This is a genomic window from Streptomyces sp. NPDC087428 (assembly GCF_044744085.1).
Lineage (GTDB): Bacteria > Actinomycetota > Actinomycetes > Streptomycetales > Streptomycetaceae > Streptomyces.
In genome coordinates this window covers 299,211-324,938 of the sequence record NZ_JBIUXR010000006.1, presented here as the reverse complement: position 1 = coordinate 324,938, position 25,728 = coordinate 299,211, and the positions used below count along the sequence as shown (strand labels likewise).

23 protein-coding genes, 1 tRNA gene and 1 pseudogene are annotated in these 25,728 nt (G+C 70.1%); 14 read left to right on the top strand and 11 right to left on the bottom strand.

What is annotated here, in order from left to right:
- Positions 1 to 42 precede the first annotated feature (42 nt).
- Positions 43 to 1,008 (bottom strand): tryptophan--tRNA ligase, encoded by a 966-nt coding sequence (gene trpS, locus ACIO3R_RS15205; RefSeq protein WP_402105921.1) that lies wholly within the window; start codon positions 1,006 to 1,008, stop codon positions 43 to 45.
- Positions 1,009 to 1,247: 239 nt separating this feature from the next.
- On the opposite strand from trpS, the gene ACIO3R_RS15200 reads away from it, so the two are divergent.
- On the top strand, positions 1,248 to 1,715 hold the full coding sequence (locus ACIO3R_RS15200; protein ID WP_402105920.1) for an SRPBCC family protein: 468 nt from the start codon (positions 1,248 to 1,250) through the stop codon (positions 1,713 to 1,715).
- Here ACIO3R_RS15200 and ACIO3R_RS15195 read toward each other — a convergent pair.
- Together ACIO3R_RS15195 and ACIO3R_RS15190 are read right to left on the bottom strand one after the other, a co-directional pair.
- Positions 1,710 to 2,183: pseudogene (locus tag ACIO3R_RS15195) on the bottom strand (IS5 family transposase); the annotation flags it as partial. The gene ACIO3R_RS15200 and the pseudogene ACIO3R_RS15195 sit on opposite strands and share 6 nt — an antisense overlap.
- Before the next feature lie 551 nt (positions 2,184 to 2,734).
- Positions 2,735 to 2,807: transfer RNA gene (locus tag ACIO3R_RS15190), tRNA-Arg, on the bottom strand.
- A 503-nt stretch (positions 2,808 to 3,310) separates the two neighbouring features.
- On the opposite strand from ACIO3R_RS15190, the gene ACIO3R_RS15185 reads away from it, so the two are divergent.
- On the top strand, positions 3,311 to 5,257 hold the full coding sequence (locus ACIO3R_RS15185) for a class I adenylate-forming enzyme family protein (RefSeq protein WP_402105919.1): 1,947 nt from the start codon (positions 3,311 to 3,313) through the stop codon (positions 5,255 to 5,257).
- Here the strand turns inward: ACIO3R_RS15185 and ACIO3R_RS15180 are convergent.
- Positions 5,244 to 6,521, bottom strand: a complete 1,278-nt coding sequence (locus ACIO3R_RS15180; protein WP_402105918.1) for a M6 family metalloprotease domain-containing protein — start codon at positions 6,519 to 6,521, stop codon at positions 5,244 to 5,246. The genes ACIO3R_RS15185 and ACIO3R_RS15180 overlap by 14 nt on opposite strands.
- A 304-nt stretch (positions 6,522 to 6,825) precedes the next feature.
- On the opposite strand from ACIO3R_RS15180, the gene ACIO3R_RS15175 reads away from it, so the two are divergent.
- Both ACIO3R_RS15175 and ACIO3R_RS15170 read left to right on the top strand, forming a co-directional pair.
- Positions 6,826 to 7,488: a TetR/AcrR family transcriptional regulator gene (locus ACIO3R_RS15175; protein ID WP_402105916.1), complete on the top strand. Its 663-nt coding sequence runs from the start codon at positions 6,826 to 6,828 to the stop codon at positions 7,486 to 7,488.
- A 260-nt stretch (positions 7,489 to 7,748) separates the two neighbouring features.
- Positions 7,749 to 9,281, top strand: coding sequence for an MFS transporter (locus tag ACIO3R_RS15170; protein ID WP_385038052.1), 1,533 nt, complete (start codon positions 7,749 to 7,751; stop codon positions 9,279 to 9,281).
- 79 nt (positions 9,282 to 9,360) lie between these two features.
- Here ACIO3R_RS15170 and ACIO3R_RS15165 read toward each other — a convergent pair whose 3' ends face one another.
- A complete protein-coding gene (locus ACIO3R_RS15165; RefSeq protein WP_385025120.1) occupies positions 9,361 to 9,873 on the bottom strand; it encodes a MarR family winged helix-turn-helix transcriptional regulator in 513 nt (170 codons plus the stop codon).
- A gap of 134 nt (positions 9,874 to 10,007) precedes the next feature.
- Here ACIO3R_RS15165 and ACIO3R_RS15160 point away from each other — a divergent pair, with 134 nt between their 5' ends.
- Entirely contained in the window at positions 10,008 to 10,790 is a 783-nt protein-coding gene (locus ACIO3R_RS15160; protein WP_385025117.1) for a dioxygenase, read from the top strand.
- 103 nt (positions 10,791 to 10,893) lie between these two features.
- Here the strand turns inward: ACIO3R_RS15160 and ACIO3R_RS15155 are convergent, their stop codons facing one another.
- Complete coding sequence (locus tag ACIO3R_RS15155) at positions 10,894 to 11,934, bottom strand: questin oxidase family protein (RefSeq protein ID WP_402105914.1); 1,041 nt, start codon at positions 11,932 to 11,934, stop codon at positions 10,894 to 10,896.
- Positions 11,935 to 12,489: 555 nt separating this feature from the next.
- Between ACIO3R_RS15155 and ACIO3R_RS15150 the strand changes: the two genes are divergently transcribed.
- Entirely contained in the window at positions 12,490 to 13,488 is a 999-nt protein-coding gene (locus ACIO3R_RS15150; RefSeq protein ID WP_363024119.1) for a sigma-70 family RNA polymerase sigma factor, read from the top strand.
- 182 nt (positions 13,489 to 13,670) lie between these two features.
- Here ACIO3R_RS15150 and ACIO3R_RS15145 read toward each other — a convergent pair whose 3' ends face one another.
- Positions 13,671 to 14,648, bottom strand: coding sequence for a helix-turn-helix transcriptional regulator (locus ACIO3R_RS15145; RefSeq protein ID WP_385025112.1), 978 nt, complete (start codon positions 14,646 to 14,648; stop codon positions 13,671 to 13,673).
- A 62-nt stretch (positions 14,649 to 14,710) separates the two neighbouring features.
- On the opposite strand from ACIO3R_RS15145, the gene ACIO3R_RS15140 reads away from it, so the two are divergent.
- Positions 14,711 to 16,300, top strand: a complete 1,590-nt coding sequence (locus tag ACIO3R_RS15140; RefSeq protein ID WP_402105912.1) for an MFS transporter — start codon at positions 14,711 to 14,713, stop codon at positions 16,298 to 16,300.
- Positions 16,301 to 16,476: 176 nt separating this feature from the next.
- Here ACIO3R_RS15140 and ACIO3R_RS15135 read toward each other — a convergent pair whose 3' ends face one another.
- Positions 16,477 to 17,247, bottom strand: a complete 771-nt coding sequence (locus ACIO3R_RS15135) for a DUF6227 family protein (protein WP_385025106.1) — start codon at positions 17,245 to 17,247, stop codon at positions 16,477 to 16,479.
- A 133-nt stretch (positions 17,248 to 17,380) separates the two neighbouring features.
- Positions 17,381 to 18,442, bottom strand: a complete 1,062-nt coding sequence (locus tag ACIO3R_RS15130; RefSeq protein ID WP_402105910.1) for a P1 family peptidase — start codon at positions 18,440 to 18,442, stop codon at positions 17,381 to 17,383.
- Here ACIO3R_RS15130 and ACIO3R_RS15125 point away from each other — a divergent pair.
- The 7 genes from ACIO3R_RS15125 to ACIO3R_RS15095 all read left to right on the top strand — a co-directional run bounded on the left by ACIO3R_RS15125 (position 18,428) and on the right by ACIO3R_RS15095 (position 24,389).
- Entirely contained in the window at positions 18,428 to 18,583 is a 156-nt protein-coding gene (locus ACIO3R_RS15125; protein ID WP_402105909.1) for a hypothetical protein, read from the top strand. The two genes, ACIO3R_RS15130 and ACIO3R_RS15125, sit on opposite strands and share 15 nt — an antisense overlap.
- A gap of 248 nt (positions 18,584 to 18,831) precedes the next feature.
- Complete coding sequence (locus tag ACIO3R_RS15120) at positions 18,832 to 19,980, top strand: MFS transporter (RefSeq protein WP_402105907.1); 1,149 nt, start codon at positions 18,832 to 18,834, stop codon at positions 19,978 to 19,980.
- A complete protein-coding gene (locus ACIO3R_RS15115) occupies positions 19,977 to 22,331 on the top strand; it encodes a molybdopterin oxidoreductase family protein (RefSeq protein ID WP_402105905.1) in 2,355 nt (784 codons plus the stop codon). Before ACIO3R_RS15120 ends, ACIO3R_RS15115 begins: the two co-directional genes overlap by 4 nt.
- Positions 22,332 to 22,338: 7 nt before the next feature.
- On the top strand, positions 22,339 to 22,941 hold the full coding sequence (locus ACIO3R_RS15110) for a 4Fe-4S dicluster domain-containing protein (protein WP_385025096.1): 603 nt from the start codon (positions 22,339 to 22,341) through the stop codon (positions 22,939 to 22,941).
- On the top strand, positions 22,938 to 23,666 hold the full coding sequence (locus ACIO3R_RS15105) for a ubiquinol-cytochrome c reductase iron-sulfur subunit (protein WP_385025093.1): 729 nt from the start codon (positions 22,938 to 22,940) through the stop codon (positions 23,664 to 23,666). The genes ACIO3R_RS15110 and ACIO3R_RS15105 overlap by 4 nt, the downstream gene beginning before the upstream one ends.
- Positions 23,663 to 24,043, top strand: coding sequence for a hypothetical protein (locus ACIO3R_RS15100; RefSeq protein WP_385025090.1), 381 nt, complete (start codon positions 23,663 to 23,665; stop codon positions 24,041 to 24,043). Before ACIO3R_RS15105 ends, ACIO3R_RS15100 begins: the two co-directional genes overlap by 4 nt.
- 130 nt (positions 24,044 to 24,173) lie before the next feature.
- Positions 24,174 to 24,389: a hypothetical protein gene (locus ACIO3R_RS15095; protein WP_385025087.1), complete on the top strand. Its 216-nt coding sequence runs from the start codon at positions 24,174 to 24,176 to the stop codon at positions 24,387 to 24,389.
- Positions 24,390 to 24,447: 58 nt separating this feature from the next.
- Here ACIO3R_RS15095 and ACIO3R_RS15090 read toward each other — a convergent pair whose 3' ends face one another.
- Positions 24,448 to 24,975, bottom strand: a complete 528-nt coding sequence (locus ACIO3R_RS15090; RefSeq protein ID WP_402105903.1) for an MscL family protein — start codon at positions 24,973 to 24,975, stop codon at positions 24,448 to 24,450.
- Positions 24,976 to 25,098: 123 nt separating this feature from the next.
- On the bottom strand, positions 25,099 to 25,620 hold the full coding sequence (locus tag ACIO3R_RS15085; protein ID WP_402105902.1) for a hypothetical protein: 522 nt from the start codon (positions 25,618 to 25,620) through the stop codon (positions 25,099 to 25,101).
- Positions 25,621 to 25,728 lie beyond the last annotated feature (108 nt).

The following is a 25,728-nucleotide window of genomic DNA, read 5'->3' as shown; positions in this document are numbered from 1 at the left end:
GGGGAGCGGGAGCTCGTCCCGTCTCCCCGGGCCGATCAACGCTCAGCCCACTCCGGCGAGTTCGAGCGCGCGATTCAGACGGGATCCGGACCGGTCCCGGGCGCGTTCCGCTCCTGCGGCACGGATCTCCCGCAGTTCGGAGCCGCTCCGGAGAAGATCCAGGGCACGCTCACGGACGGGCGCCAACTCCTTGACGACCACATCGGCCACAGACTCCTTGAGCTCGCGGTACGTCGTCACGCCACTGGCGACAGCAACAGGGGTCGTGTCGGTGCACGCGGCCATGATCTCCAGCAAATTGGCTACGCCGGGCTGCCCCTGCGGGTCGTAGGCGACCTTGCTCAACCCGTCCGTCACGGCACGCCGGAACTTGCGGCGCACGACTTCCGGATCATCCAGGACGTAAACGATACTGTCCGGTTCCGAGGACGACTTCGACATCTTCTTGGCGGGATTCGCCAGATCTCGGACCCGGGCACCCGTTGTGGGCAGGACCGCCTCGGGGACAACGAAGACCTCGCCGTACGTCGAGTTGAACCGACGAGCCAGGGTGCGAGCGAGTTCCACGTGCTGGTTCTGGTCGTTGCCGACCGGGACTTCGGTCGTGCCGTGCAGCAGGATGTCCGCCGCCATGAGCACCGGATAGGTGAGCAGACCCAGGCGTACTGAGCTGTTGCCGTCGGACTTCTCCTTGAACTGCACCATACGCCTGGCCTCTCCGAAGGTGCAGGTGCACTCCAGCAACCAGGACAGCGCCATGTGCTCCTGGATGAGGTCGGACTGCACGAACATGCTCTCGGCCGGGACTCCGGACGCGATGAGGATCGCGAGCTGGTGCTCGGTCAGCTTCCGCAGGCGATCCGGCTCATGAGGGGTCGTCATGGCATGCAGATTGCTGACGAAGTAGAGGTCACCCTCGCCCGGTTCCCTGGCCCAACGCCGAACGGCTCCAAGGTAGTTGCCCAGATGCGCTTCGCCTGAGGGGGTGATTCCCGACAGCTTGATCATCACTGCTCCCTTACGAGGTCTTCGCCAGGGCCCGCGCAGTGGTCAACAGCCATGGCCAGCCACCGTGCGGGGTGTCTGGCCTGTAGAAGGAGGGCACAGGAGTCAGACCCGCTGGAAAGCGGGCCACCACGATTGACTTCTGTTCCACATGGCGTCAGATGCTAGCGGTAAGAGACCATGAGAGTGGTGCTTAGAGCTCGTAACACGATCATGGTGAGGCGCGGTCTACCCTTGTTGGGGTGTCGTCCCTCGCTGTTACTGCTTCTTCGCACTCATCGGCGTCTCCCGCCGTCGTCTACGCGGCGCTCCTGGATGCAGAATCCTGGCCGTTGTGGTCCGCCTACCCCGACGTCGAGTGGGATGTGCCTGCGGGAGTCGACCGGCCGGCACGCGTGGATGACCTGCGCACCATCCGTTCCCTTACTGGGCGTGTGTGCTGCCGCGAGCGCGTCGTCGAGATGGTTCCCGACCAGCGGTTCAGCTACGAACAGGCCGCAGGACTGTTCACCTCTCATCGAGGGTCTGTGGACCTGGCCCGAGCCCCCCATGGCGGCACCGACATCACCTGGTCAGCGACCTACCGACACACCCTCCCTTTCCTGGACATGCTCAGGAGGCAGCGTCTGCAGGTTTGGGTCCAGGATCTTGCGTCATACGCCAACTCGATCGTGAGCCGTAACTCCTGGAACTGCAGCGCAGATTCATGATCCGAACTTCTTCAGGCGTCTCCAGCAGATGAGGCTGCAGCCCACCGAGACCAAGGCGTCGTGGAGTTCGAGGCGTCGTTCCCATCGGATGGCGAGACGTTTGAACTGGTGGAGCAGGGCGAACGTCTGCTCGACGACGTAGCGGAGCTTGCCCAGGCCCTTGATGTTCGGGGCACCCTTGAGGGAGATGACCGGCAGGATCCTGCGGCGCCGCAGTTCCAGGCGTACGTCCTTCGAGTCGTATGCCTTGTCGCCCAGGACAGCCTCGGGGCGCCGTCGCGGTCGGCCGGGCCGGCCAGCGACGGGCGGGATGCCGTCGACCAGATTGAGGGTCTGGGTGATGTCGTTGACGTTCGCCGCGGTGGTGATGGCTTTGAGCGGGGTGCCGCGTCCGTCGCAGATCAGGTGGTGCTTGCTGCCCATCTTCCGCCGGTCGACCGGCGACGGACCGGTATCGGCGCCCCCTTTTTCGCGCGGATGTGAGAACCATCACCGCCCTAGTTGAGCGCATCAACCTCGACCGCGGTCAGATCAAGGGCGCGCCCTGGCCGCCTTCGCCCGGCACCTGCACACGCACTACGGGCGCGGCAACTGGTCGATGAGGTTCGAGTGGGCCACCGACCCCGACTCCACCTACGCGGCTGAGGCGTTTACCGTCTCGACAAGGCGAACGCCGCTCGCTGGCAGGAAGCACGCGCTACAGCGTAGTGCGCGCGACGGGGTTGGACCTGGTTCAGGGCGGCCCACTCTGCCGAGGCGACCGCTGCAGCCCGGCTCGTACCGCGAGCCCGTACTACCTCCGAAAACGCCGCCCCCGAAGCGGTGGTCGAGCCCGACGACACGGAGGATTCCGGCCTGGAGTGCGTGCCGGATGATGCTGATCCGTTGGGCGATATTCGGGAGATCAACTCTCCGTCCGCTCACGCACCGCTCACGCAAACGGCCCCGGACGAGAAGTCCGAGGCCGAGTAAGACCCCTCCCTGGGGAAGAAACCCCAGGTCAGAGCGGTAACGCGTTGTGCCCCCGGCAGGATTCGAACCTGCGACACCCGCTTTAGGAGAGCGGTGCTCTATCCCCTGAGCTACGAAGGCGCGGGCTTGGAGGGAACCTTGCTGAAAGCCCGGTGAACGGGTCATCGGCAAGGGCTACAGGCCCACTGGACGGACGAGGTGTGGCGCCTTCTGCGATCTTGCTGGGCAGGCAGCGGGACATACCAATGAACGGCCAGGGACAGCGTAGCGGATCCGTCCCCGCGAAGGGCTTCCCCATGGTGTTAGCGGCATCGGACGAAGGGTGTCCGCTTCTGACCTGCCGTTTCTGTGGCTCAGTGAGTGTGTGGGGCTGGTGTTCTTCGGGAGCGGCCGCTCCCGGATGGGCGGTGCGGGTGGCGGTCTGTGGCCTCGTCGTCGCCGTCCTCCCCCGCCGGCGGCACACGGCGAGTTGATGACGCGTCACGGGCACTCGGGGTGTGGCTCGGGTCGTTGGGATCTGTGACGGTGGGCGGACGCGGGGCCGGGCCCGGGACCTCTTGACGGGGTTCGGGTGCGGGCATAGCGTCGCGAAGGCCCTGAGCAAGCGCTTAGAAAGGTCGTTCGTGCCGCACACCGACCCGACTCCAGCCACACCCGCTCCCGAGTCCGCTCCCGAGGCCGCGGCCGACTCCACCGCCGTGGCGGCTGCCCGGGTGGAGGCCGCGTTGACCGGGCCAGGGGGGCCGTTCGCCGTCGTGCGGGCCGAGGACGGGCCGCAGGCGGGCTCGCTCGTGTACGCGGACGGGCCCAGGACCCTGCGTGAGTTCGTGGAGACCACCTGGGCGTTCGGTGAGCAGTCGTTCCTGATCGCGGGGGACCGCAGCTATTCGTACGGGGAGTTCTTCGCCGCGGCCTCCGCGCTGGCGTGCCGGCTGAGCGAGGTGTACGGGCTTCGGCCGGGTGACCGGGCCGTGGTGGCGATGCGCAATCACCCGGAGTGGCAGATCGCGTTCTGGGCCGTCCAACTGGCCGGACTGGTCGCCGTCCCACTGAACGCCTGGTGGACCGAGGGCGAGTTCACGTACGCGCTCGACGACTCCGGGCCGCGGGTGCTCCTGGTCGACGGGGAGCGGCTGCCGCGGATTGCCGCCTGGGCGCGTACGTCCGGGGCCCGAGTGATCGTCTTTCACGACGAGGAGCGAGACGAGCGAGACGAGCGAGACGAGCGAGACGAGCGCGAGGAGCGCGAGAAGCCCGAGAAGCCCGAGAAGCTCCGGGTCGGTGGTGCGGGTGAGGCCGAGTCGGCCGGTCGGGTCGAGTGGTACGAGGATCTGCCCGCGCCCGATCCGTTCGCCGCGCCGCCGGACGTCGAGATCCGGCCCGAGGACGACGCGACGATCATCTACACCTCCGGCACCACCGGCAGGCCCAAGGGTGCCGTCGCCACACAACTCGCCCAGGCGGGCGCCGCGCGCAACCCCCGGTTCCACGCGGCGGCCTCCGCGCTCGGCCGGGGTGTCATCCCGGGGCAGGGACCCGCGCCCGTTTCGCTGCTGACGTTCCCGTTCTTCCACGTCGCCGCGTTCACCAGCTTCTACGCCGCGATGTCGGCGGGTGGCGCCCTCGTCCTGATGCGCAAGTGGGACGCGGAGGAAGCGCTGCGGCTGATCCGCGAGCACGGGGTGACGCACTACGCCGGGGTGCCGGCCACCGCGCTCCAACTGCTCGCCGCGGCGGCCAGGGAGGGGGACGGGCTGGAGAGCCTCCAGATGCTCAACACGGGCGGGGCCGCCGCCCCGCCGGATCTGGTCGTGCGGCTCACCGCCCGCTACGGCGAGCGGATCGAGCCGCGCAACGGGTACGGGCTGACCGAGACCAGCGGTGGCGTCCTGGCGAATTTCGGTGCCGACTACCGGCTGCACCCGGGCAGCGTCGGCCGCCCGACCCCCACCACGGAGGTGCGTATCGCCGATCCGGCGGGGGAGGCGCTCCCCGAGGGGGAGGTCGGTGAGCTGTGGCTGCGCGGGCAGGCACTGGTCCGGGGCTACTGGCGGGACGAGGCGGCGACGGCGCAGGCGTTCTCCGGTGGCTGGTTCCGCACCGGAGATCTGGCGGTGGTCCGCGAGGGGCGGATCAGCGTCGTCGACCGGATCAAGGACATGGTGATCCGCGGCGGTGAGAACGTGTACTGCGTCGAGGTCGAGGCCGTGCTGCACGACCACCCGGATGTCGAGGACGCCGCGGTCCTGGGCGTGGCCCACCCGGTGCTGGGCGAGGAGGTCGCCGCCGTCGTGCGGCTCCGGCCGGGTGCCGTTGCCACGGCCGAGGACCTGCGGGCGCATGTGGGGCGGAGCCTGGCCGCGTTCAAGGTCCCGGCCCATGTGGTGGTGTCCGGGGAGCCACTGCCCCGCAACGCCACCGGGAAGATCCTCAAGCGCGAGCTGCGTGGACCGGTGGAGCGGGAGGTCCGGGAGACGAGGGGTGAAGGGGAAGCGAGGGACGAAGGAGAGACGAGGGAGGCAGGGAAGGCGAGGGAGCCAGGGGAGGCGCGGGAGGTCAGGGGCGAGTGATCCTTACCCGGTAGTTCCCCTTGGCGTCCTTGTCGACCACCGATATGCGTATCCCGGTGGCCCGGTCGGTGAAGGTCTGGCCGGGCTGGAACGGGGCGTCGGAGAGTTCGGCGTGCACATTGGGCAGCCGGGTGCAGCCGCTGCTGTCCTTGGTGCTGTCCGCGACGGAGATGGGCCCCTGACCGGTGTCGACGTCCGAGCTGACCTTGTAGATCAGTACGCCGGGCCGGCAGACCGCCTGGTCGTTGCCCGCCTGGGTCCGTACCTCCACCGCGTAGCCGGATTCCGCGGTCAGCGGCACGAACGCCAGCTTCGTGCCGCCGCGGGTGGCCAGCGGTTCGAGGACGTGGTCGCTGGTGCCGGTCCCCGACGCGCAGTTGATCTGGCTGTTGTCCAGCCAGCCGAGCTTCCACTTGTGCCAGCCGAGCATGTCGTTGTTGGCGCCCCAGTCCTCGGACATGATGTCCCAGTGCCCGACGGAGCCGCCGCCCTCCATCGTGTAGAGGTCGGGCAGGCCGAAGACATGGCCGTTCTCGTGCGGCAGGACGCGGTACCCGGTCTGGGCGTACGACCCCGAGCCGTCGTCCTGCCTGCTGTAGACGAAGGACGTGTTGGCGAGCGGCACGCCGTCCGCGTACGGGGCGTCGTCGTTGCCCGAGAAGGTCACGGACAGCACGGTGTCCAGCGCGGAGGGGCCGGCGTTCGGGCTGACGAGGATGTTGACCAGGTCGTACGCGCTGAAGTCCACCTTCGGGTCGGCGGCGGCGACGATGTCCTGGACGAGGTGGCGGTAACCCGGCTCGTACGGTGATCCGCGCTCGATCCCGTATCCCGAGAACGGCAGTGGCATCCGCAGCCAGGACTTCACCGGGGCTTCCGGCACGTAGGTGAGCCGCCCGTACGAGCTGGTGCGGAACCAGTCGGTGGTCTGCGGGAAGAATTCGGCGAGCCGGTCCATGGCCGGCTCCTTCCCCGGCGCGTCCGGGAAGTCGACCATCAGGTTGAGCGCGTGGATCTGGCCGGTGGAGTGGGCGTAGCCCGGCTGCGTCGGCATGCCCTCCGACATCTGTACGCCCATGGTCGGCGATATCCGGCACGGGCCGAGCCCGGCCGATCCGGTGCTGGAGACGGGACCGGCGGAGGCCCGGCTGGGAAGGGGGAGGGTGTTGCTGGCCGAGGCCAGCGCCGCGATGACCAGGGCTGTTGCCGCGCCAAGGGCGACCGGGTGGCGGTGCTTGCGTATCCGGTGGCGGGGCTGCTGCATGGAGGCGCCTTCGGGGCCGCGGCAGCCGGCCGTCCCTGGCTGCGCTCTGCGGATCAGCCTGTGTCGGGTGGTGCGGCGCCGCGCGTTGGGTGCGCCGAAGGGGTGGGATTTTCCCGTTCCCGGGTGACGTGACCCAGGTCACGCCGGGCCGGGAAATAACCGGGGAGCACTTCCCCGTTTGCACCGGTGTCCCTGCGAAACGGGGAGGCGCTCCCCGGTTACGCGGAGGGGTCGCCCCGGTGACGCGGGTATGAACAGCTCAGCACGGACCAGGAAGAGAACCAGGAAGAGAAGGAGCGCCGTCGTGGACACCGCCGCTCGTACCGTCGCCGGAACCGCGCAGCCGCGTACGCCCCGCCCGCGGGCCGACGCGCTGCGCAACCGGGAGCGGATCGTGACGGCCGCGCGCGAGATGTTCGTCGAGTTCGGGCCGGATGTGCCGCTCGACGAGGTCGCCCGCCGCGCAGGCGTCGGCAACGCCACGCTCTACCGGAACTTCCCCGACCGGGCCGCGCTGACCCGCGAGGTCGTCCTCGCGGTCACCTCCCGCACCACTGATCGCGCCGAGGAGGCCGCGAGCAAAGGGGGAGACCCCTTCGTCGCGCTCAGCCGCTTCGTGCACGCGGCGGCCGACGAACGGATCGGGGCGCTGTGCCCGATGCTGTCCGGCGGCTTCGACAAGGATCATCCCGAACTGCTCGCCGAGCTGCGGCGCCTCGAAGAGGCCGTCGAAGGGCTCGTCGGGCGCGCCATGTCCGCGGGGCGCCTGCGTACCGACATCGCCGTCGGTGACGTACTGGTCGCCCTCTCCCAGCTCACCCGGCCGCTGCCAGGCATCGCCTGTATGAACATCGACCGGTTCACCCACCGCCACATCCAGCTGTTCCTGGACGGACTGGAGGCCCCGGCCCGGTCCCGACTGCCCGGAACGGCGGCGACCTTGGAGGACCTGCGGCGCCGGACCTGACCCTCGCGCCGGGCCCCTGAGACGGCTGCCCGGCCGCGCGTCCGCCACGCCTCGACCACGCCTTTCTTCCCGATCCGTGCCCGACCCGTGCCCGACCCTCGCCGACCCACGTCCGACCCTCGCGCTCACCGAGCGTCTCCGAGCTTCTCCGTGTGCGCGGTTCCTGACCGCTTCACGGTTCCTGACCGCTTCACGGTTCACGACCGCTTTCACGGTTCACGACTTCGCGCGCCCGAGCGCGCCCTTAGGTGGCTACTCCCATGTCAAAAACAGCTGATGTCCGACTTCCTGATCCGAGTCGCTGGAAAGCGCTGGCGTTCATCGCGCTCGCTCAGTTGATGGTCGTGCTCGATGCCACGATCGTGAACATCGCCCTGCCGCACGCCCAGACGGACCTGGGCATCACGGATGCCAACAAGCAGTGGGTCATCACGGCCTACGCCCTCGCCTTCGGCGGGCTGCTGCTCTTCGGAGGCCGGATCGCCGACCTCTGGGGCCGTAAGCGCACCTTCGTCGTCGGTCTGATCGGTTTCGCACTGGCGTCCGCGCTCGGCGGAGCGGCCCAGAACCAGGGCATGCTCTTCGGCTCGCGCGCCCTCCAGGGTGTGTTCGGGGCCCTGCTCGCCCCCGCGGCCCTCTCGCTGCTCGCGGTGATGTTCACCGATGCCAAGGAGCGCGCCAAGGCGTTCGGCATCTACGGTGCGATCGCCGGTGGCGGTGGCGCCGTCGGCCTGATCCTCGGCGGCTTCCTCACCCAGACGCTGAACTGGCGCTGGACGTTCTTCGTCAACATCCCGTTCGCGATCGTCGCGGCCCTGGGCGCGTACTTCGTGATCCGCGAGCCGGCCGGCAGCCGTAACCGCTCGTCGCTCGACATCCCGGGCGTCGTCCTGTCCGCGCTGGGTCTGGTCTCGCTGGTGTACGGATTCACCCGCGCCGAGTCCAGCGGCTGGTCGGACCCGATGACCATCGGTACGTTCGTCGCCGCGGGCGTGCTGCTGCTGGCCTTCGTGCTGACCGAGTCCAAGGTCAAGTCGCCGCTGCTCCCGCTGCGTGTCCTGATGGACCGCAACCGCGGTGGCGTCTACCTCTCGCTGGGCCTCGGCGTCATCGCGATGTTCGGCCTGTTCCTCTTCCTCACGTACTACCTGCAGGTCGTCCAGGGCTTCTCGCCGATCAAGACCGGCTTCGCCTTCCTCCCGATGATCGCGGGAATGATCACCGGTTCGACGCAGATCGGTGCCCGGCTGATGACCCGGGTTCCGGCCCGGATGCTGATGGGGCCCGGCTTCCTGACCGCCGCCGTCGGCATGCTGATACTCACGCAGTTGCAGGTCGACTCGTCCTACGCGGCGGTCATCCTGCCGGGGCAGCTCCTGATGGGTCTGGGCATGGGTACGGCGTTCATGCCCGCCATGTCGCTGGCCACGCACGGTATCGAGCCGCGTGACGCGGGTGTCGCCTCCGCGATGATCAACACCTCGCAGCAGGTCGGCGGTGCGATCGGCACGGCGCTGCTCAACACCATCGCCGCCTCGGCCGCCACGGCGTACGCCACCTCGCACGCCGCGCTCGGTGCCACCGACCCGGAGCAGCTGAAGCTCCAGTCGATGGTGCACGGCTTCACCGGCGCCATCTGGTGGGCCGTCGGCATCCTGGTGGTGGCCTCCGCGATCGCGGTGACCTTCATCAACGCCGGCCGTCCCTCGTCGGTCACGACGTCCGGCGGTACCGGTTCGGGTTCCGCCGACGGTGTCGAGGACGAGCTCAAGATCCCGGTCGTCGCTCACTGACCCCGGCGCACAGGCCTCTGCCCCGGTTCCGTCCGACGGAACCGGGGCAGAGGCCTGTGCGGTGGGTGGTGTACGTGGGTCAGCGGAGCCAGGGGAGGTCGGCGTTCGGGCCCTCCGGCTGTAGTCCGGCCGCGATGACCTGCATGATCTCGCCGAGCGAGCGCACCTGCTCGGGGGTGAGCCGGTCGAACATGGCCTGGCGTACGGCGCTGACGTGGCCCGGTGCCGAGCCGCGGAGCATCTCGTGGCCCTCGTCGGTGAGGACCGCGTTCTGGCCGCGCTTGTCGGACGGGCAGTCCTCGCGGCGCACCCAGCCGCTCTTCTCCAGCCGGGCGACGGCGTGCGAGAGCCGGGAGCGGGTGATCTTGGCGTCCTTGGCCAGCTCGGTCATCCGCTTCTGGCGGCGGGGTGCCTGGGAGAGCTGGACGAGCAGTCCGTAATAGATGTGCGGCATACCGGCATCACGCTGCAACTGGCGGTCGAGATGATCCTCCAGCAGCGTGGTGGCGTGGAGGTACGCCCGCCACACGCGCTGTTCTTCGTCGGTGAGCCAGCGCGGCGCACCGGTGGATGCCGTGGTCATGTACTCCACTGTACGACCTTTTCTTGAAAGTTGAACTAGATAGAGCTAAGGTCTCCGAACGTAGGAACTTGAAGGTTAAAGAAGTGTTCCTTCTGAAGGCCCAGTAGAAGACTTACCTTGAGCAGCAGCGGATGGGGAGTGCCATGACAGTCACCGCGGAGCGCATGCCCGCCCTCTACCTCTCCCACGGCGCCCCGCCGCTGGCCGACGACCCGGTCTGGCCCGGCGAACTGGCGGCCTGGTCCGCCGGGCTGCCGCGGCCCACGGCGGTCCTGATGGTCTCGGCCCACTGGGAGGAGGCCCCGCTCGCCCTCGGCGCCACCGAGACGATTCCGCTCGTCTACGACTTCTGGGGCTTCCCCGAGCACTACTACCAGGTGCGGTACGCCGCGCCGGGTGCCCCACGACTGGCCGAGAGCGTCCGCAAACTGCTCCGCGGAGCCGGTACGCCGGTCCAGGACATCCCGGACCGCGGACTCGACCACGGGGCGTACGTCCCGCTGGTGGAGATGTTCCCGGAGGCCGACATCCCGGTGCTGCAGATCTCCATGCCCACGCTGGACCCGCAGAAGCTGATGGACATCGGACGCAAGCTCGCGCCGCTGCGCGACGAGGGCGTCCTGATCGTCGGCAGCGGCTTCTTCACCCACAACCTGGCCGCGCTGCGGCATCCGGGCGGCGGTACCCCGGGCTGGTCGGCGGAGTTCGACGACTGGGGGAGCCGCGCGCTCCAGGCGCGGGACATCGACGCGCTGCTGGACTTCGAGAACAAGTCCCCGGCGGGCCGGCTCGCCCATCCGCGCACCGAGCACTTCGCCCCGCTCTTCGTGACGCTCGGCGCCGCGGAGCAGGAGCTCGACCGGGGACGCAGCGTGATCGACGGGTTCTGGATGGGACTGGCCAAGCGCTCTCTGCAGTACGGCTAGGACGGCGCAGTACGGCCAGGACGGCCCGGGGGCGGTCCTAGCCGGGGCCTGTCCGGGTGGCGGTTCGCTCGCCGGCCGGACAGGCCCCGGTTCGTGGCAGGGGTCAGAGCACCGGAGGGTTCAGTTCGATCGAGCGGAGCGCGGCCGCCAGCGCGGTCGGGTCGCCGACGTCCAGTGCGGTGTCGGTGAACTTGATGGTGTGGTCGTCCCCGTGCGCGGCCGCCCGCGCGAAGATCTCCTCGGAGGCCAGGCCGTCGGGCACGGCCGGGAAGTCGGCCGGCCGCGCCGGGGAGTACGCGGCGGTGACCGCCGCGCCGGCCGCCCACGCGGCGTCCAGGCTCGGCGCCCACAGGTCCCGGGGGAGCGCCGGCAGCGTACGCAGGACGGCGTTGGGTGCGGTGGCGGCGTGCACGAGCATGACCGGCGAGCCGTGCGCGTACGCCGCGTAGCGGTGCGTCGCGGCCCGTACGAGCTCCTCCAGGCGGGCTCGGGCGGCATCCGGGTCCGTCACGGGCCGCTGCGGCCACAGCGGGAACGCGGTGAGCTGTCCCAGCCGTTCCCGGATGCCGCCGCTCTGGTCCGGCACCCGGTCGACCGCGTCCAGCGCGGCAGCGGCGCCGGGCGCGGGGGCGAGTGGCACCAGTGGGGGCAGCGGCTGGTGGCGGGCGGCCCAGTAGCCGAGCCCGTGGGCGAGTTCCGCGACGCGGGGCGCGTTCTCCCCGGAGTCCAGCAGGGTGCGTACGCAGTGGCCGACCCGGATCACCGGGTGCGTGGCCCCGGCCGCGATGCCGGGGAGCAGTCGGGGCCACCACTCGGCGAGGACCTCGCGCCACGGACGGTCGGCCGTCTCCCGTTCGAAGTACGCCGTCCAGTCGGCGATGCGGCGGGGGTCGCCGAGCGCCTCGCGCCAGTTCGCCGGGGTCACCTCGGTGAACCGGTCCGGCATGTCCTCCAGTTTCGCGCGGTAGTGGTCCAGCCATCGGTGCACCCCGGGTGCCTGGCCGTGGTGCACCAGCGCCTCCACGGCCATCGGGGCGTGATTGCTCAGCCAGCCCTCGCGTTCGGGGCCGAAGGAGTGGAGCCGTTCCAGTGCCTCGTCGAGCGTGCCGGAGGTGTCGGGATTCCTGCGTGTCGTGTCGTCCATGCGGCATCACGCTAGGCACCGCGGCGGCTCTCCGTAACGGGCTGTGGACCTAGGGACACAACGGGCTGTGGACCTAGGGAGGTGACGGGCTGTGGTCCTAGGGAGGTGACGGGCTGCGGTCCTAGGGAACGCGGCGATCGGGACTAGGTCCAATGCCGTTCGGCCAGGGTTCGATGTCCGTCGACATTACGGACATCCTGAGCAACCTGGAGCCGGTGCGGGTCGTCTTCAAGGGTGGAGCGGGAGCGCGGCCGGAGAGGGTGCCGTTCCGGGGCGAAGGGAGCCGTGCCGGATGTGAGGGCGGTCTCACGTGCGTAAGGGTTGTAAGGGGTTGCAGATGGCCGTCAAGGCCCGCACATCGCTCTCGATACCTGGTCTGACCTGCGTCTGTGCCCCTCACCGCACCATGTGTCCTGCGCCGGTGGCGCGACAGGGTACTGCATGAGCGCGAAATTCAATGCCAGGCATGGGAATTCTGTCCGGATTCCAGTCGTTGTTTCCATCGGAAGCTGGGCACCCGAAAGGGTGTCGCGACCTACTCAGCAAGGAGCACGCATGGCAACCCGTGCCGTCGCCCGTCGTTCGTCCGCCACCGGCGGGACCAACCGGGCAAGCAGTGTTCGCGCCGTGGGCGGGGAGATCGCCGATCGCGACCTGGTCGGCATGTACCTGGACGAGATCGCGCGCACGCCGCTGCTCGATGCCGCCAAGGAGGTCGAGCTGTCGCAGATCGTCGAGGCGGGCGTCTTCGCGCAGCGGATACTCGACGGCGTGGTGGAGAGCGATGCCGGTGGCGCCTCGCGCGAGGAGCTCGAGGCGCTGGTCGCCGAGGGCGAGCGCGCCAAGGACGTATTCATCCGTTCCAACCTCCGACTCGTGGTGGCCGTCGCCCGCCGGTATCCGCGGGCCGGGCTGCCCCTCCTCGACCTGATCCAGGAGGGCAACGCGGGCCTCGTGCGTGCGGTCGAGAAGTTCGACTACGCCAAGGGCTTCAAGTTCTCCACGTATGCGACGTGGTGGATCCGGCAGGCCATCACCCGCTCCATAGCCGACCAGTCGCGCACGATCCGGCTCCCCGTCCACCTGGTGGAGGAGCTCGGCCGGATCCGCCGGGTGCAGCGCGAGTTCAACCGCGAGCACGGGCGCGACCCGGAGCACGCGGAGATCGCCGCCGAGCTGGACTCCACGACCTCGCGGGTCGGTGACGTGCTGGACTGGGCCCGTGACCCGGTCAGCCTGAACATGTCGGTGGACGACAACGGCGACACCCAGTTCGGCGACCTCCTGGAAGACACCTCCGCGGTGTCTCCCGAGCAGTCGGTGATGACACTGCTGCGCAGCGAGGAGCTGGAGGAGCTGATCGGCAGGCTCGACAACCGCACCGCCTCCATCATCCGGATGCGGTACGGCATCGAGGACGGCCGTGAGCGGACGCTGACCGAGGTGGGCAAGCAGCACGGGCTGACCCGGGAGCGAATCCGCCAGATCGAGAAGCACGCACTGCTCGAACTGAAGCGAATGGCTCACGACACGGGCTTTGACGCTGCGGCGTGAGCCGAAGTCCAGTAACCTCCGAATTAGGCCGCTTCACATCGGCCCCCTGAGCTGAGTCCCGGCGCCCACCCCCCCCTGGCGCCGGGGCTCATCCTTTTTCCGCTCATCCTTTTTTCCGGGATCCGGCCCTGTGCCTGTGCCTGTGCCTGTGCCTGCGCCTGTGCCTGCGCCTGTGCCTGTGCTCAGCCCTCAAGGGCCGCGGAGGACGCCGCACGGGTGAGCCTGCCGCCCAGCTCGTTCAGATGCGCCACCAGCTGCGGTGGCCGGTGCACGGTGAACTCGCACTCCGCCAGCGCCAGCCGCACCGCCACCCACTCCAGTGAGTCCGCCAGCACCGTACGCAGCAGGCAGCTGTGCTCGCCGGTCGGCTCCAGCGGCCCGATCGCGGCGGGCAGCCGCGCTCCGACGAACTCCGCCGAGGCCGCGAAGCTCACCTCGACCGCCACCCGCGGCTGGATGCGCGACATGGAACGGCTCAGGAACTCCGCCGCGTCACCGGTGGGCAGCTCACGGGGTGCGAAGCGGGCCCCGGTCGCGAGCGGATCGCTCACCCGGTCGACGCGGAAGGTGCGCCAGTCCTCCCGCTCCAGGTCGTACGCGACGAGATACCAGCGCCACCCCGTGCTGACCAGGCGATACGGCTCGACCTGCCGCCGCGTCTCGGCGCCGTCCCCCGCGCGGTACGCGAACCGCAGCCGCTCCCGGCCGGTGACCGCCGACGCCATCACGGTCAGCGTCTGCGGGTCGATCGTCGCACCGTCACCGCGGGTCAGCGGCACCGTCGCGTTCTGGAGGACGGAGACCCGGTGGCGCAGCCGCGAGGGCAGCACCTGTTCCAGTTTGGCCAGCGCCCTGACCGAGGCCTCGTCGACGCCCTCGATGGCGTGACCCGCCCCGGCCCGCAGCCCCACCGCGATGGCCACCGCCTCCTCGTCGTCCAGCAGCAGCGGCGGCATGGCCGTGCCGGCGACGAGCCGGTAGCCGCCGACCGCACCGCGCGACGCCTCGACCGGATACCCCAGGTCGCGGAGGCGGTCGATGTCCCGGCGGATGGTGCGCGGACTGACGTCGAGCCGGTCGGCGAGCTCACTGCCCGGCCACTCCCGCGGCGTCTGGAGCAGTGACAGCAGATTCAGCAGTCGTGCCGGGGTGTCGGTCATGTCACCCAGGATGCCCGCCCAATGGGTCACGAGCTGACCTAATAGGCCCTTAACTTCTTCATATGACTTCTTCCGCACCCCAGCCGTCCGGGGCGGCCGCGACCGCGGTTTCCTCGGACTCCTCGGACCGCCGCCGGTGGTTCGCGCTGGCCATCGTGATGACCGCGGCCTTCATGGACCTGGTCGACGTCACGATCGTCAACATCGCCATCCCGAGCATCCAGCGGGACACCGGTGCCACGTTCAGCTCTATCCAGTGGATCACCGCCGGATACGCCCTGGCCTTCGCCGCGGGGCTGATCACAGGTGGCCGGCTCGGCGACATCTACGGCCGCAAGCGGCTGTTCCTCATCGGCATCGCCGGCTTCACCGTGGCCTCCGCGCTCTGCGGCTTCGCCGCCAACCCGGAGATGCTGGTCGCCTCCCGCATCCTCCAGGGCGCCACGGCCGCGCTGATGGTCCCGCAGGTGCTGTCGATCGTGCACGCCACCTTCCCGGCACACGAGCGCGGCAAGGTCTTCGGCCTCTTCGGCGCGATCGTCGGCCTCGGCGCCGTGTCCGGGCCGCTGCTGGGCGCGCTGCTCACCGAGTGGAACATCGCCGGCCTCGAATGGCGTCCGATCTTCCTGATCAACCTGCCCGTCGGCATCGCGGGGCTGATCCTGGGGCGCAAGTTCATCACCGAGTCCAAGGCGCCGAAGGCGCTGCGCCTCGACCTGACCGGCGTGGTGCTGGTGACGGCGGGCATGCTCATGCTGATCTATCCGCTGACCCGCGGCGAGGAGCTGGGCTGGCCGCTCTGGGGTTACCTCTCCATGGCCGGCAGCCTCGTGGTGTTCCTGGTCCTCGTGCTCTTCGAGCGGGCGAAGGCGAGCCGGGACGGTTCGCCGCTGGTCGAGCTGTCGCTGTTCCGGGTCAAGAGCTTCGCCGCGGGCATCGCCGTGCAGCTGACCTTCGGCATCGGCCTCGGCATCTTCTTCCTGGTCTGGACGCTGTACATGCAGGAGGGGCTCGGCTGGAGCGCGCTGCGGGCCGGCACGACGGGGATCCCGTTCTCGGTCGCCGTCTCGTTCGCGGCCGGGATCTCCGTGCAGAAGCTGGTGCCGCGCTTCGGCCGCAAGGTCCTCCAGGCGGGGGCGCTGCTGATGGTCGCCGGGCTGCTGCTCTACATCTGGGAGTCCGACCGCTACGGCATGGGGATCACGTCCTGGCAGATGGCGTTGCCGCTGGTGGTCATGGGCATCGGCATGGGGCTGATCGTGGCCCCGCTGGCCGACGCGGTGCTGTCCGAGGTGCCCAAGGAGCACTCCGGTTCCGCCTCCGGGCTGTTCAACACCGTGCAGCAGATGGGCAACGCGCTGGGACTCGCGCTCGTCTCGGTCGTCTTCTTCGGGGCGATCGGTGACAGGCTCACGCCCGCGCAGGTGGGTCCGGCGTTCGCCGACGCCTTCGAGCAGTCGCTCTGGTGGGTGGCCGGCGTGCTCGCGGCCATCTTCCTGCTGATGTTCGCGCTCCCGGCCCGGCCGAAGCAGCACGTGGAGGGCGGCGAGGCGGCCACCGACGCCACCACGGAGCCAGTGATTGAGCCCGTGAACGAGTCCGCCGACGAGTCCGCCCACGGGCCCGCCGACGAGCCCGTGCTCACGCACTGAGCGGACGGGGCGGACGGGGCGGACGGGGCGACGGAACGGGGAACACGATGGTGCCCGCACTCCCTCGGGGGGTGCGGGCACCGTCATGTCCGGTACGCGGCACGAGGTGGTTGTACGCGGCACGGGGTGGTGGGGCGCGCCGCGCCGTCGTACCCCGTGCGGGCCCTCCGGAGCGGTCAGCAGATGCGCGTACGGCTCTCCATCGCACCGCGTGCGGTCTCCTCGTCGCCGTACACCTCGCACATGTGGCGGCCGTCGGGCGTCGCCGTGTGCTCGACCTCCCACAGGCTCGTCTCGCTGCCGTCCAGGAGTAGGAAGGCGTGCTCGTACAGCGTGAAGCCCGCGTCCCGCCCGTCCACCTGGCACTGCCGGCCGAAGATCTGCGTGATGTGGTGGGCGAAGGCGGCCCGCAGCAGGTGGGCGGTCTCCTCGCCCGGCACGTTCCCGTTCTCCGCGCGGCGCAGCACGCGGCGGGCGTGGTCCGCGGAGTTGTCCGGGGCGTACATCCGGGGGAGCGGTGCCGGGGGCGCGGCCATCAGGGCCGCGAGGACCTCCAGATCGGCCTGCGGCCCGTCGTCCCCGAAGACCGGGGCGTCGCAGAACCCGCCGGTGAGCCTGGCCGCGGCGATGTGCACGTCGCCCTCGTCCTCGTACAGCTCGTGCTGCCGGGCACCGGGCTGCGAGCCGTGGCGGGGGTCCCCGACGTCACGCTGACCGCAGTGCACCAGCTCCCAGAGGACGAACGGGCTGCCGTCGGCCAGCAGATACGTATGCCGGTACGTCTCGCGGTGCAGGGCCGAGCTGTGGTGCGAGGAATGCAGGGAGCTGCTGTGGGCGAGCGCCGTGCCGAGCCGCTCCACCGTGCTGTCGGTCAGGTCGAACGAGTTGAGAGCCCGTCGCAGGAGTCGCTCGAGGTGCTGCTCGGTTGTCTCGTACGGATCGCTCAAGGTGCTTCTCCAGGCCGTCGCCGCGTGTTACCCGATGCGTGCTTAACGTAGTCCCTGGGTCTGACATCGTGACCGGGCTTCCGGAAAACGTACGACGCACGCAGAAGGTTCCCGGCGATTTGCCCGAACTTCCCTACGTAGAGGCCGAGTCGGTTGCGGCGCCGCTGCCCTCCTCCGGCCGCCGCGGACGGTGCCGTGTGCCGTAGAGATCGCTGTACGAGAGATAGGTGGCGCCGCCCTCGCGGCCGCTGACGCCCGCCGCCGCCCGCACGGCCTTCACGATGGCTCGGGTCACGGCCTCCGCACCCGCTGCCAGCAGGTCGTTGAGCGCGATCGGGTTCGCCGGGTCCAGCGTCCGTCCGCCGGTGGCCAGTGCGAAAACGGTGTCCCCGTCGGTCAGCAGATGCACGGGCCGGACGGCGCGCGCCAGCCCGTCGTGTGCCGTGCCCGCGAGCTTCTGTGCCTGCGCCGGGCTGAGGTCGGCGTCCGTGGCGACGACGGCGAGCGTGGTGTTGAGCGGGGGGCGCGCGTTCGCGTCGTGCGCCTGCGCCAGGCGCTGTTGCGCCGCGCGGTGGATCTCCGGCGCGGGGGTGACGGCCGGTTCGGCGGCGCCGTACTCCCCGTACAGCACTCCGGTACGGGGGTCGAGCACCGAGCCCGCCACGTTCACCACGGCCAGCGCGCCCACCGTGATCCCGGACGGCAGCAGGACGCTCGCCGTCCCCACCCCGCCCTTCAGCTGCCCCGCGACCGCGCCGGTGCCCGCGCCGACGCACCCCTCGTCGACCGCCGCCCCCGGCTCCGTGCGCGCGGCGTCCTCCACGGCGGCCCGGCCGGTCGACGCGTCGGGGCGGGCCCGCCAGTCGCCGCCCCGGCCCAGGTCGAAGATGCACGCCGCCGGGACCACCGGAACGACCTGCGCCGGATCCGCGCCGACCCGCACGCCGCGCCCCTGCTCCTCCAGCCAGGCCATCACGCCGGACGCCGCGTCCAGCCCGTACGCGCTGCCACCGGTGAGGACCACGGCGTCGATGCGCTGCACCAGATTGCGCGGGTCGAGCGCGTCAGTCTCCCGGGTGCCGGGGCCGCCGCCGCGCACATCGACGGCGGCGACCGCGCCACCCTCGGGGGCGAGGACCACGGTGGTACCGCTGAGCGCCCCCTTGCCCGCGAGCGGCGCATGACCGACCCGCACTCCGGCGACGTCGGTCAGCGCGTCCAGCCGACCGTGCGCCGACCGACCGTGCTGCGGCTGCGGCTGCGGCTGCTGCGGCGGCTGGGGCGACTGCGACGGATTCGATGGCTGTGGCTGGTGTGGCTGGTGTGGCTGGTGTGACTGCTGTGGCGGCTGCGAAGGGTGATTCAGAGGGCTCGCGTTGTCCTGGCCTGTCATCCGGTACTCCTCGCGCTCGGGGTCGTGCTCGCGGTCGTGCTCGGGGCGTGGTGGTGGTCATTGTGCTGCGGCGGCCGGCTGCTGGGCAGTGGGAGGCGAACGTATCCGCGGCTGCCGTCCCGTCCCGACGCGCTCACCCCGTAGGGTCTTAAAACAGGAGCATTCGTCCCATACGTCTCTACGGTGGCGGAGTGACCGAGCCACCAGAACCCTCTGCCGCCGCGCACCCCGTACCCGGTACCGGCACCGGCTTGCCCGCAGCGGCCGGCAGCCCGCCGTCGCCCGACGTGTCCGTCCGCCCCGGTGCCACGAGCCCCCGGTCCGTCACCGCCCGCGCGACCGCGGCCGGCGTCGTCGTCTCCCTCCTGCTCGTCATCGCGATCGTGCTCGGCAGCGGGCTTCTGGAGAACTTCGACTCGGCCCTCCTGCCCTATGCCGTGGCCACCGTCTTCCTCGCCTTCGGAGTGGCCTACCGCTACACGGTCTGGGTCTCCGCACCCGGAGCCCGCAGGCTGTTCAGGAAGGGCTGGGGGAGCCTCTTCTCGGTAGCCAACTTCCGCAAGGCCCCCACGGCCCTGCCGAAGATGATCGCCACCTACCTCGGCTTCCAGAAGTTCCTCGGCGCCCGCTCCCACGCCCGCTGGGCCGCCCACCAGCTGATCTTCTGGGGCTGCATCCTCGCCTCCCTGATCACTTTCCCGCTGACCTGGGGCTGGTTCACCTTCACCTCCGGCAGCGGCTCCGGACCCGGCTACGAGATGCGTATCTGGGGATTCAAGATCATCGGATTCGACTCCCTGGACATCCTCGGCTGGCTGATGTTCCACGGCCTCGACATCGCCGCCGTTCTCGTGATCCCGGGCGCCTCCTACTTCCTCTGGCGCCGGATGAAGGACCGCGGCGCCATCACGGGCCAGCGGTTCGCCTACGACCTGGTGCCGCTGATCGCGCTCATCGTCATCTCCGTCACCGGCCTGCTGCTCACCTTCTCCTCGATCTTCCTGCACGGCGGCGGATACGAGTTCCTGGCGATCCTCCACATGGTGTCGGTGGTCTTCACCCTCATCTACATCCCCTTCGGGAAGTTCTTCCACATCGTCCAGCGGCCGGCCGCGGTCGGGATGCAGCTGTTCAAGTACACCGGCCGGCAGGACCAGAAGGTCTTCAGCTGCCGCCGCTGCGAGGAGCCCATCGACACCGCCCCGTACGTCGACAACCTCCGCGGCACCATGCGCGACCTCAGCCTCGGCTTCGACGCGTGGGCCGAGTACTGCCCGCGCTGCAAGCGGGTGCTGCGCGGCAGTGCCTATCTCTCCCAGGTGAAGAAGGGCTTCAAGTGACCGCGGACCCCCGAGCTGCCGGCTCCCGAGCGGCCGATCCCCGAGCGGCTGACCCCCGTGCGGTCGTGCCCCTCGACCCCTCGCTCGCGCCGCCGGGCACCCGCGCCTTCCGGGACGCGGGCGGCATCCCCGCCGACCAGTGGCACGCCGACCAGAACGGCGAGACGCTCGTCCCCACCCACTGCTGCTTCTGCGGCGTCCAGTGCGGGATGTATCTCCGCGTCGACCGTGCCGGCAAGGTCTTCGGCGTCGAACCCCGCAACCACGACATCAACCGGATGCGGCTGTGCCCCAAGGGCATCAACGCGTACCAGCAGGTCAACCACCCCGACCGGCTCACCGCCCCGCTGATGCGCCGCTCCCGCGACGAGGACTTCCGGGAGGTCTCCTGGGACGAGGCCCTCGACTTCACCGTCGCCGAGATCAAGCGCATCCAGCAGGCCCATGGGAACGACGCCTTCGGGCTGCTCGGCGGGGCCAGCCTGTTCTCCGAGAAGACCTACCTGGTCGGCAAGTTCGCCCGAGTCGCCCTCAAGTCCCGGCACGTCGACTACAACGGCCGACTCTGCATGGTCAGCGCCGCCGGCGCCAACAAGCTCGCCTTCGGCATCGACCGGGCCGGCAACCCCTTCTCCGACATCCTGCTCACCGACTGCCTGCTGATCGCGGGCTCCAACGTCGGTGAGTGCTTCCCCGTGATGACCCAGTACGTGTGGGGCGCCCGGGACCGCGGGGCCAGCCTGATCGTCATCGACCCGCGCGAGACGGCCATCGCCCGGACCGCCGACATCCACGTCGCCCTCAAACCCGGCACCGACTCGGCGTTCTTCAGCGCCGTACTGAACGTGGTCATCGAGGAAGGGCTCACCGACGAGACCTATCTCGCCGAGCACGCCACCGGCTGGGCCGAGGTGAAGGCCAAGGCCGCCGAGTACCCGCCGTCCAGGTCCGCCGAGATCTGCGGCGTCCCCGCCGAACAGATCGTCCAGGTCGCCCGCACCTTCGCCCGTGCGCCCAAGGCCATGGCCTGGCACGCCCGAGGTATCGAGCACCACTCGCAGGGCGTCGAGAACTGCCTCACCGTGATCAACCTCTGCGCGGCCACCGGGCACATCGGCAAACCCGGTGCCGGATACGGAACCATCACCGGCCAGGGCAACGGGCAGGGCGGCCGGGAGCACGGCCAGAAGTCCGACCTCCTGCCGGGCGGCCGCTCGATCACGAACGAGGAGCACCGCCGGCAGATCTGCGAGATCTGGGGCATCGAGGAGTCCGAACTCCCGCCCGCCGGAACGTCGATGATGGAAATGGTCTGGCAGATGCAGCGCCGCGAGATCCGCGGACTGATCGGCATCTGCAACAACCCGTTCGTCTCCCTCCCCAACTACAAGGTGGTCAAGGAGGGGTACGACGCGACAGAGTTCCACGCTCAATTCGACTTCTTCCTTTCCGAGACCGCTGCCAACGCCCATGTCGTCTTCCCCGTCACCACCTGGGCCGAGGACGAAGGGGTGATGGCCAACGCCGAAGCCCGTGTGGTCAAGCACAACAAGGCCCAGGACCCGCCCCCCGGCGTACGGACCGACACCTGGGTGATGTGCGAACTGGCCAAGCGCCTCGGCGCGGGCGACAAATTCGCCTTCGCCGATTCCCGCGAGGTCTTCGACGAACTACGGATCGCCTCCGCCGGCACCGTCAACGACTACTACGGCATCACCTACGAACGGCTGGAGGAGACGGGCGGAATCGCCTGGCCCTGCCCCTCCACCGACCACCCCGGCACCCCCCGCCTCTTCGAGGACGGCAGGACCTACCACCCTGACGGCAAGATCCATATGCAGGCCGTCGAGTGGCATCCGCCGATGGACCCGTACGACGACGAGCACCCCATGTCCCTCACCACCGGACGCACCGTCGCGCACTTCCTCTCCGGCAACCAGACCCGCCGCCTGGGCGCCCTCGTCGAACAGACCCCGCGCCCCTGGGCCGAGATCCACCCCTCCCACGGCTTCCGTAACGGGGAACCGGTCCGCGTCGTCACCCGGCGCGGCAGTGAGGTCTTCCCCGCCCTGGTCACCGAGGCGATCCGCCCCGACACCGTCTTCATCCCGTACCACTGGCCCGTTCCCACCTCCGCCAACGCACTGACCATCGATGCCCTGGACCCCCGTTCCAAGATCCCCGAGTACAAGGTGTGCGCGTGCCGTATCGAGCACGCAGAGAAGATCGACGAGGTCCCCGCACCCCCTGTCGCGCCGGGCCATGTCGCCTACCCGGAGACCCAGGTCTCCCGTACCGACCCGCTGCCGCCCACGTCCCCCCAGGGCCGTGGCACCTCGGAAAGGAGCTGAGGCCCGCATGATGGGCAGAACGATCTTCATCGACCCGGGGCGCTGCATCGGCTGCCAGGCCTGTGTCTCCGCCTGCCGGGAATGCGACTCGCACCGCGGCAAGTCGATGATCCACCTCGACTACACCGACGAGGGCCGGTCCGTCGCCTCCCTTCCCACGGTCTGCATGCACTGCGAGGACCCCGTTGCCCCGTGCGCCGAGGTCTGTCCCGCCGACGCGATCCTGGTGACCGCGGACGGGGTGGTGCAGCAGGCGGACACCACGCGCTGCATCGGCTGTGCCAACTGCGTCAACGCCTGCCCCTTCGGCGTCCCGAAGATCGACCTCCAGGCCAAGCTCCAGCTGAAGTGCAACCTCTGCTACGACCGCACCGCCTACGGCCTCGCCCCCATGTGCGCGACCGTCTGCCCGACGGGGGCGCTCTTCTACGGAACCGTCGAGGAGCTCCAGGCCGAGCGCCCCGGCGTCCAGGTCGCCGACACCTTCGTCTTCGGCGAGAGCGAGGTCCGTACCGGCGTGGCCATGGTGGTCCCTGCCGACCGGGTCCAGTGGCCGGTGCCCGGGGGCCTGCCCGTCGTGGAGATCAACGGGAAGGACGTCCGCCGATGAGCGTCACCGACCAGCCGCCCTCCCCGCCGCCCGCCGGGGACCCGCGTGAGGCCCTGCACGACCGGATCGCCGCGGACTCCCTCACCACCCGGCGCGACTACCTGCGGATCGTCACCACCGTCTCCGGCGGACTCGCCGTCGGCGGTCTCGGGGTCGCCGCCGGCATCCTCCCGCGCCACGGCGACCCCGACGACGCCAAGGCACCCGCACCGAAGAGGATCAGCGCCCGGCTGCTGCCCGGCGAGTCCCTCGCCTTCCGTTACCCGGACGAGGAAGACCGCGCGGTCGCCGTCCGGCTCAATGACGGGACCCTCGTCGGCTACTCGGCCATCTGCACCCATCTCGCCTGCGCCGTGCTCTGGCGGAAGGACCGGGGCTCCGAGGGCGAGCTGTACTGCCCCTGCCACGAAGGCGTCTTCGACGCCCGTACCGGCGAGGTCACCGCGGGACCGCCGCCCCGCGGACTGCCCAAGGTGGTCCTCACCGAGCAGACCGACGGCAGTATCTGGGCGGTGGGCACCACCCGCTCCGGCGAGAGCATCGAACAGGGGCTCTGCCGCCGGCTGGGCGAGGACCGCCCGGACCTCGCCTCCCGGATCGGCTGCCCCGGAGCCAAGAGGGGCGCCGAGGCTCCTGCCGCGGCCGGTGCCACCGGAGCCGACGAAGCCACCACGGCAACCGGCGCCGAGACCTCCGGCACCGAGACCTCCGGCAGGCGCACATGACCGACTCCCAGCAGCCCGAGCCCGTCCCGCACTACCCGGAGTACCACCCGGGCAGCTCCCGGCCCGAGCTCAACCGGCCCGTCCACGAGCGCTACCCGCAGATCCGGGCCACCAGCGGTTACGGCGATCCTCGCGTCCGCCACACCGGACCGGGGCCGGGAGCCGGCAGCGACCAGGAACCGGAGCGCTCCTCGAAGCTCACGGCCCGGCTGACCCTGGCCATGACCGTGGTCATCGGCCAGCTCTGGGGCCTGACCGTCATCGTCGACGAATGGATGGAGGGCAACTCCGGCACCGCCTGGTGGGGGGCCGGTTTCCTCTGCCTGTCGTTCCTCGTCGTGCTCGGCCTCTGGGCGCTCGACCCGAAGGACCGCTGACCGGCGGCCGCACGGCTGACCGCGGGTGCCCCGTCGGCCGCGGCTGCACCGCCGGCCGCAGCCGCACTGCCGGCCGCGGCTGCACCGCCGGCCGCAGCCGCACTGCCGGCCGCAGCCGTACCCTGGGGGTATGAGTACCGCCCCCGCCCCCGGACCGCGTGATCCGAAGCCGGATCCGTCGGACCGGCCCGAGCCCGAGCCCAGAGCGGCGCTGATCTTCGACGATCCGCTGGACCAGCAGTCCGCGGACGACACGGACCGGGGGTGGGGCGAGCGGGGCCCCTCCGGCGGCAGCGCCGCCGACCTGGCCCGCTTCCTCGACGAGAAGCCGCCGCACCACATCTGACTCCGCGCCCCGGGACCGGGCAGAGGAGCTACCGCACAGGGCCGCCTCGGGCGGTGTCCTACTCCTGCTCCGAACCCGAACCCGAACCCGACCCCGGGGCATCGCCACGGTTCAGCCCGGTCGGGCCGCCGCGCTGGGAGACCAGTGCGTCGCGGATCTCCTTCAGCACCTCCAGCTCGCTGACCTCCAGCGTCTCCTGCACGCCTTCCTTCGCCGCGAGCATCGCCGCGCGCCTGGCGAGGTACTTCGCCATCGGCAGGACCATCAGGAAGTAGACGACAGCAGCGGTGATGACGAAGCTGAGGGTGGAACTGAGCACCGAACCCCACAGGATCCGGATTCCCTCCGTCGCCTCGCCCGTCTTCGGGTCCGTCACGCAGGGGCCCTTGAGGCAGGAGCTGTAGTTCTCCAGGTCCTTGGTTCCGAACGCGCCGACGAGCGGATTGATGACGCCCTTGACGATCGCGTTCACGATGTTGGTGAACGCGGCGCCGATGACGACGGCGACCGCCAGGTCGATCACATTGCCGCGCATCAGGAAGGCCTTGAAGCCCTCCAGCAGATTGACCTTCTTCTTCTCGCTCAAGGGTGAGCCGTCCTTCGTGGGTGCCGTAAGGGGAACGAACTCCTCCGCAACCTACGGCAGTACAAGGAGAAACAACCCAATCCTGTTGTGTTGTCAGGTGACATGATGGTTCGTCAGTACGAATCAGCACAGAATCACCGCAAGTCCGGCTGAAACTCCCGCACCCGCCAGCGTCGCTGCCGTGGCTCTCGGCACGGACAGCACGATGAGTGCCCCGTTCTCCATCGAACCCTCGGTGGACGGCTGCGGTACCTGGGCCACTCGCGCGCTCTTCGCCAGTACCCGGGCGTCGGTCCCGGACCCCGCGGACGCGATCACGTCGACGCGGTCTCCGGGCCGGAGCAGTCGCACGGTCGCCGCATCCGCGATCCGCACCGGCGCCGATACCAGCCGGACCGGCAGCGATGCCCGCTCCCGCGCAGTCCCGGCGGTGTGTGCCGCGCCCGCTGTCGTACCCGCTGTGACACCGGCCGCTTCATGTCCCGCGTCACCGCCCCCGCCTCCACCCCCTCCGGCCCCCGAGGCGGCCAGCGCGGCAGCTGCCAGTGCCAGCCCGGCAGCCATCGCCCGCCGCCGGCGCCACGCGGCCCGCCACAGCCGGTGCCCGCCGCCCCCGCGCACCCGCAGCGGCGGGAACGCGGGCACCCCGCAGGGCGCGGGCGCGGGTGCACACGGCAACGCAGAGCCGGACGGGGCAGCGGACCGCGGAGATACGAGTGAGCCGAGCGAGCCGAGTGAGCTCGGTGAGCCGGT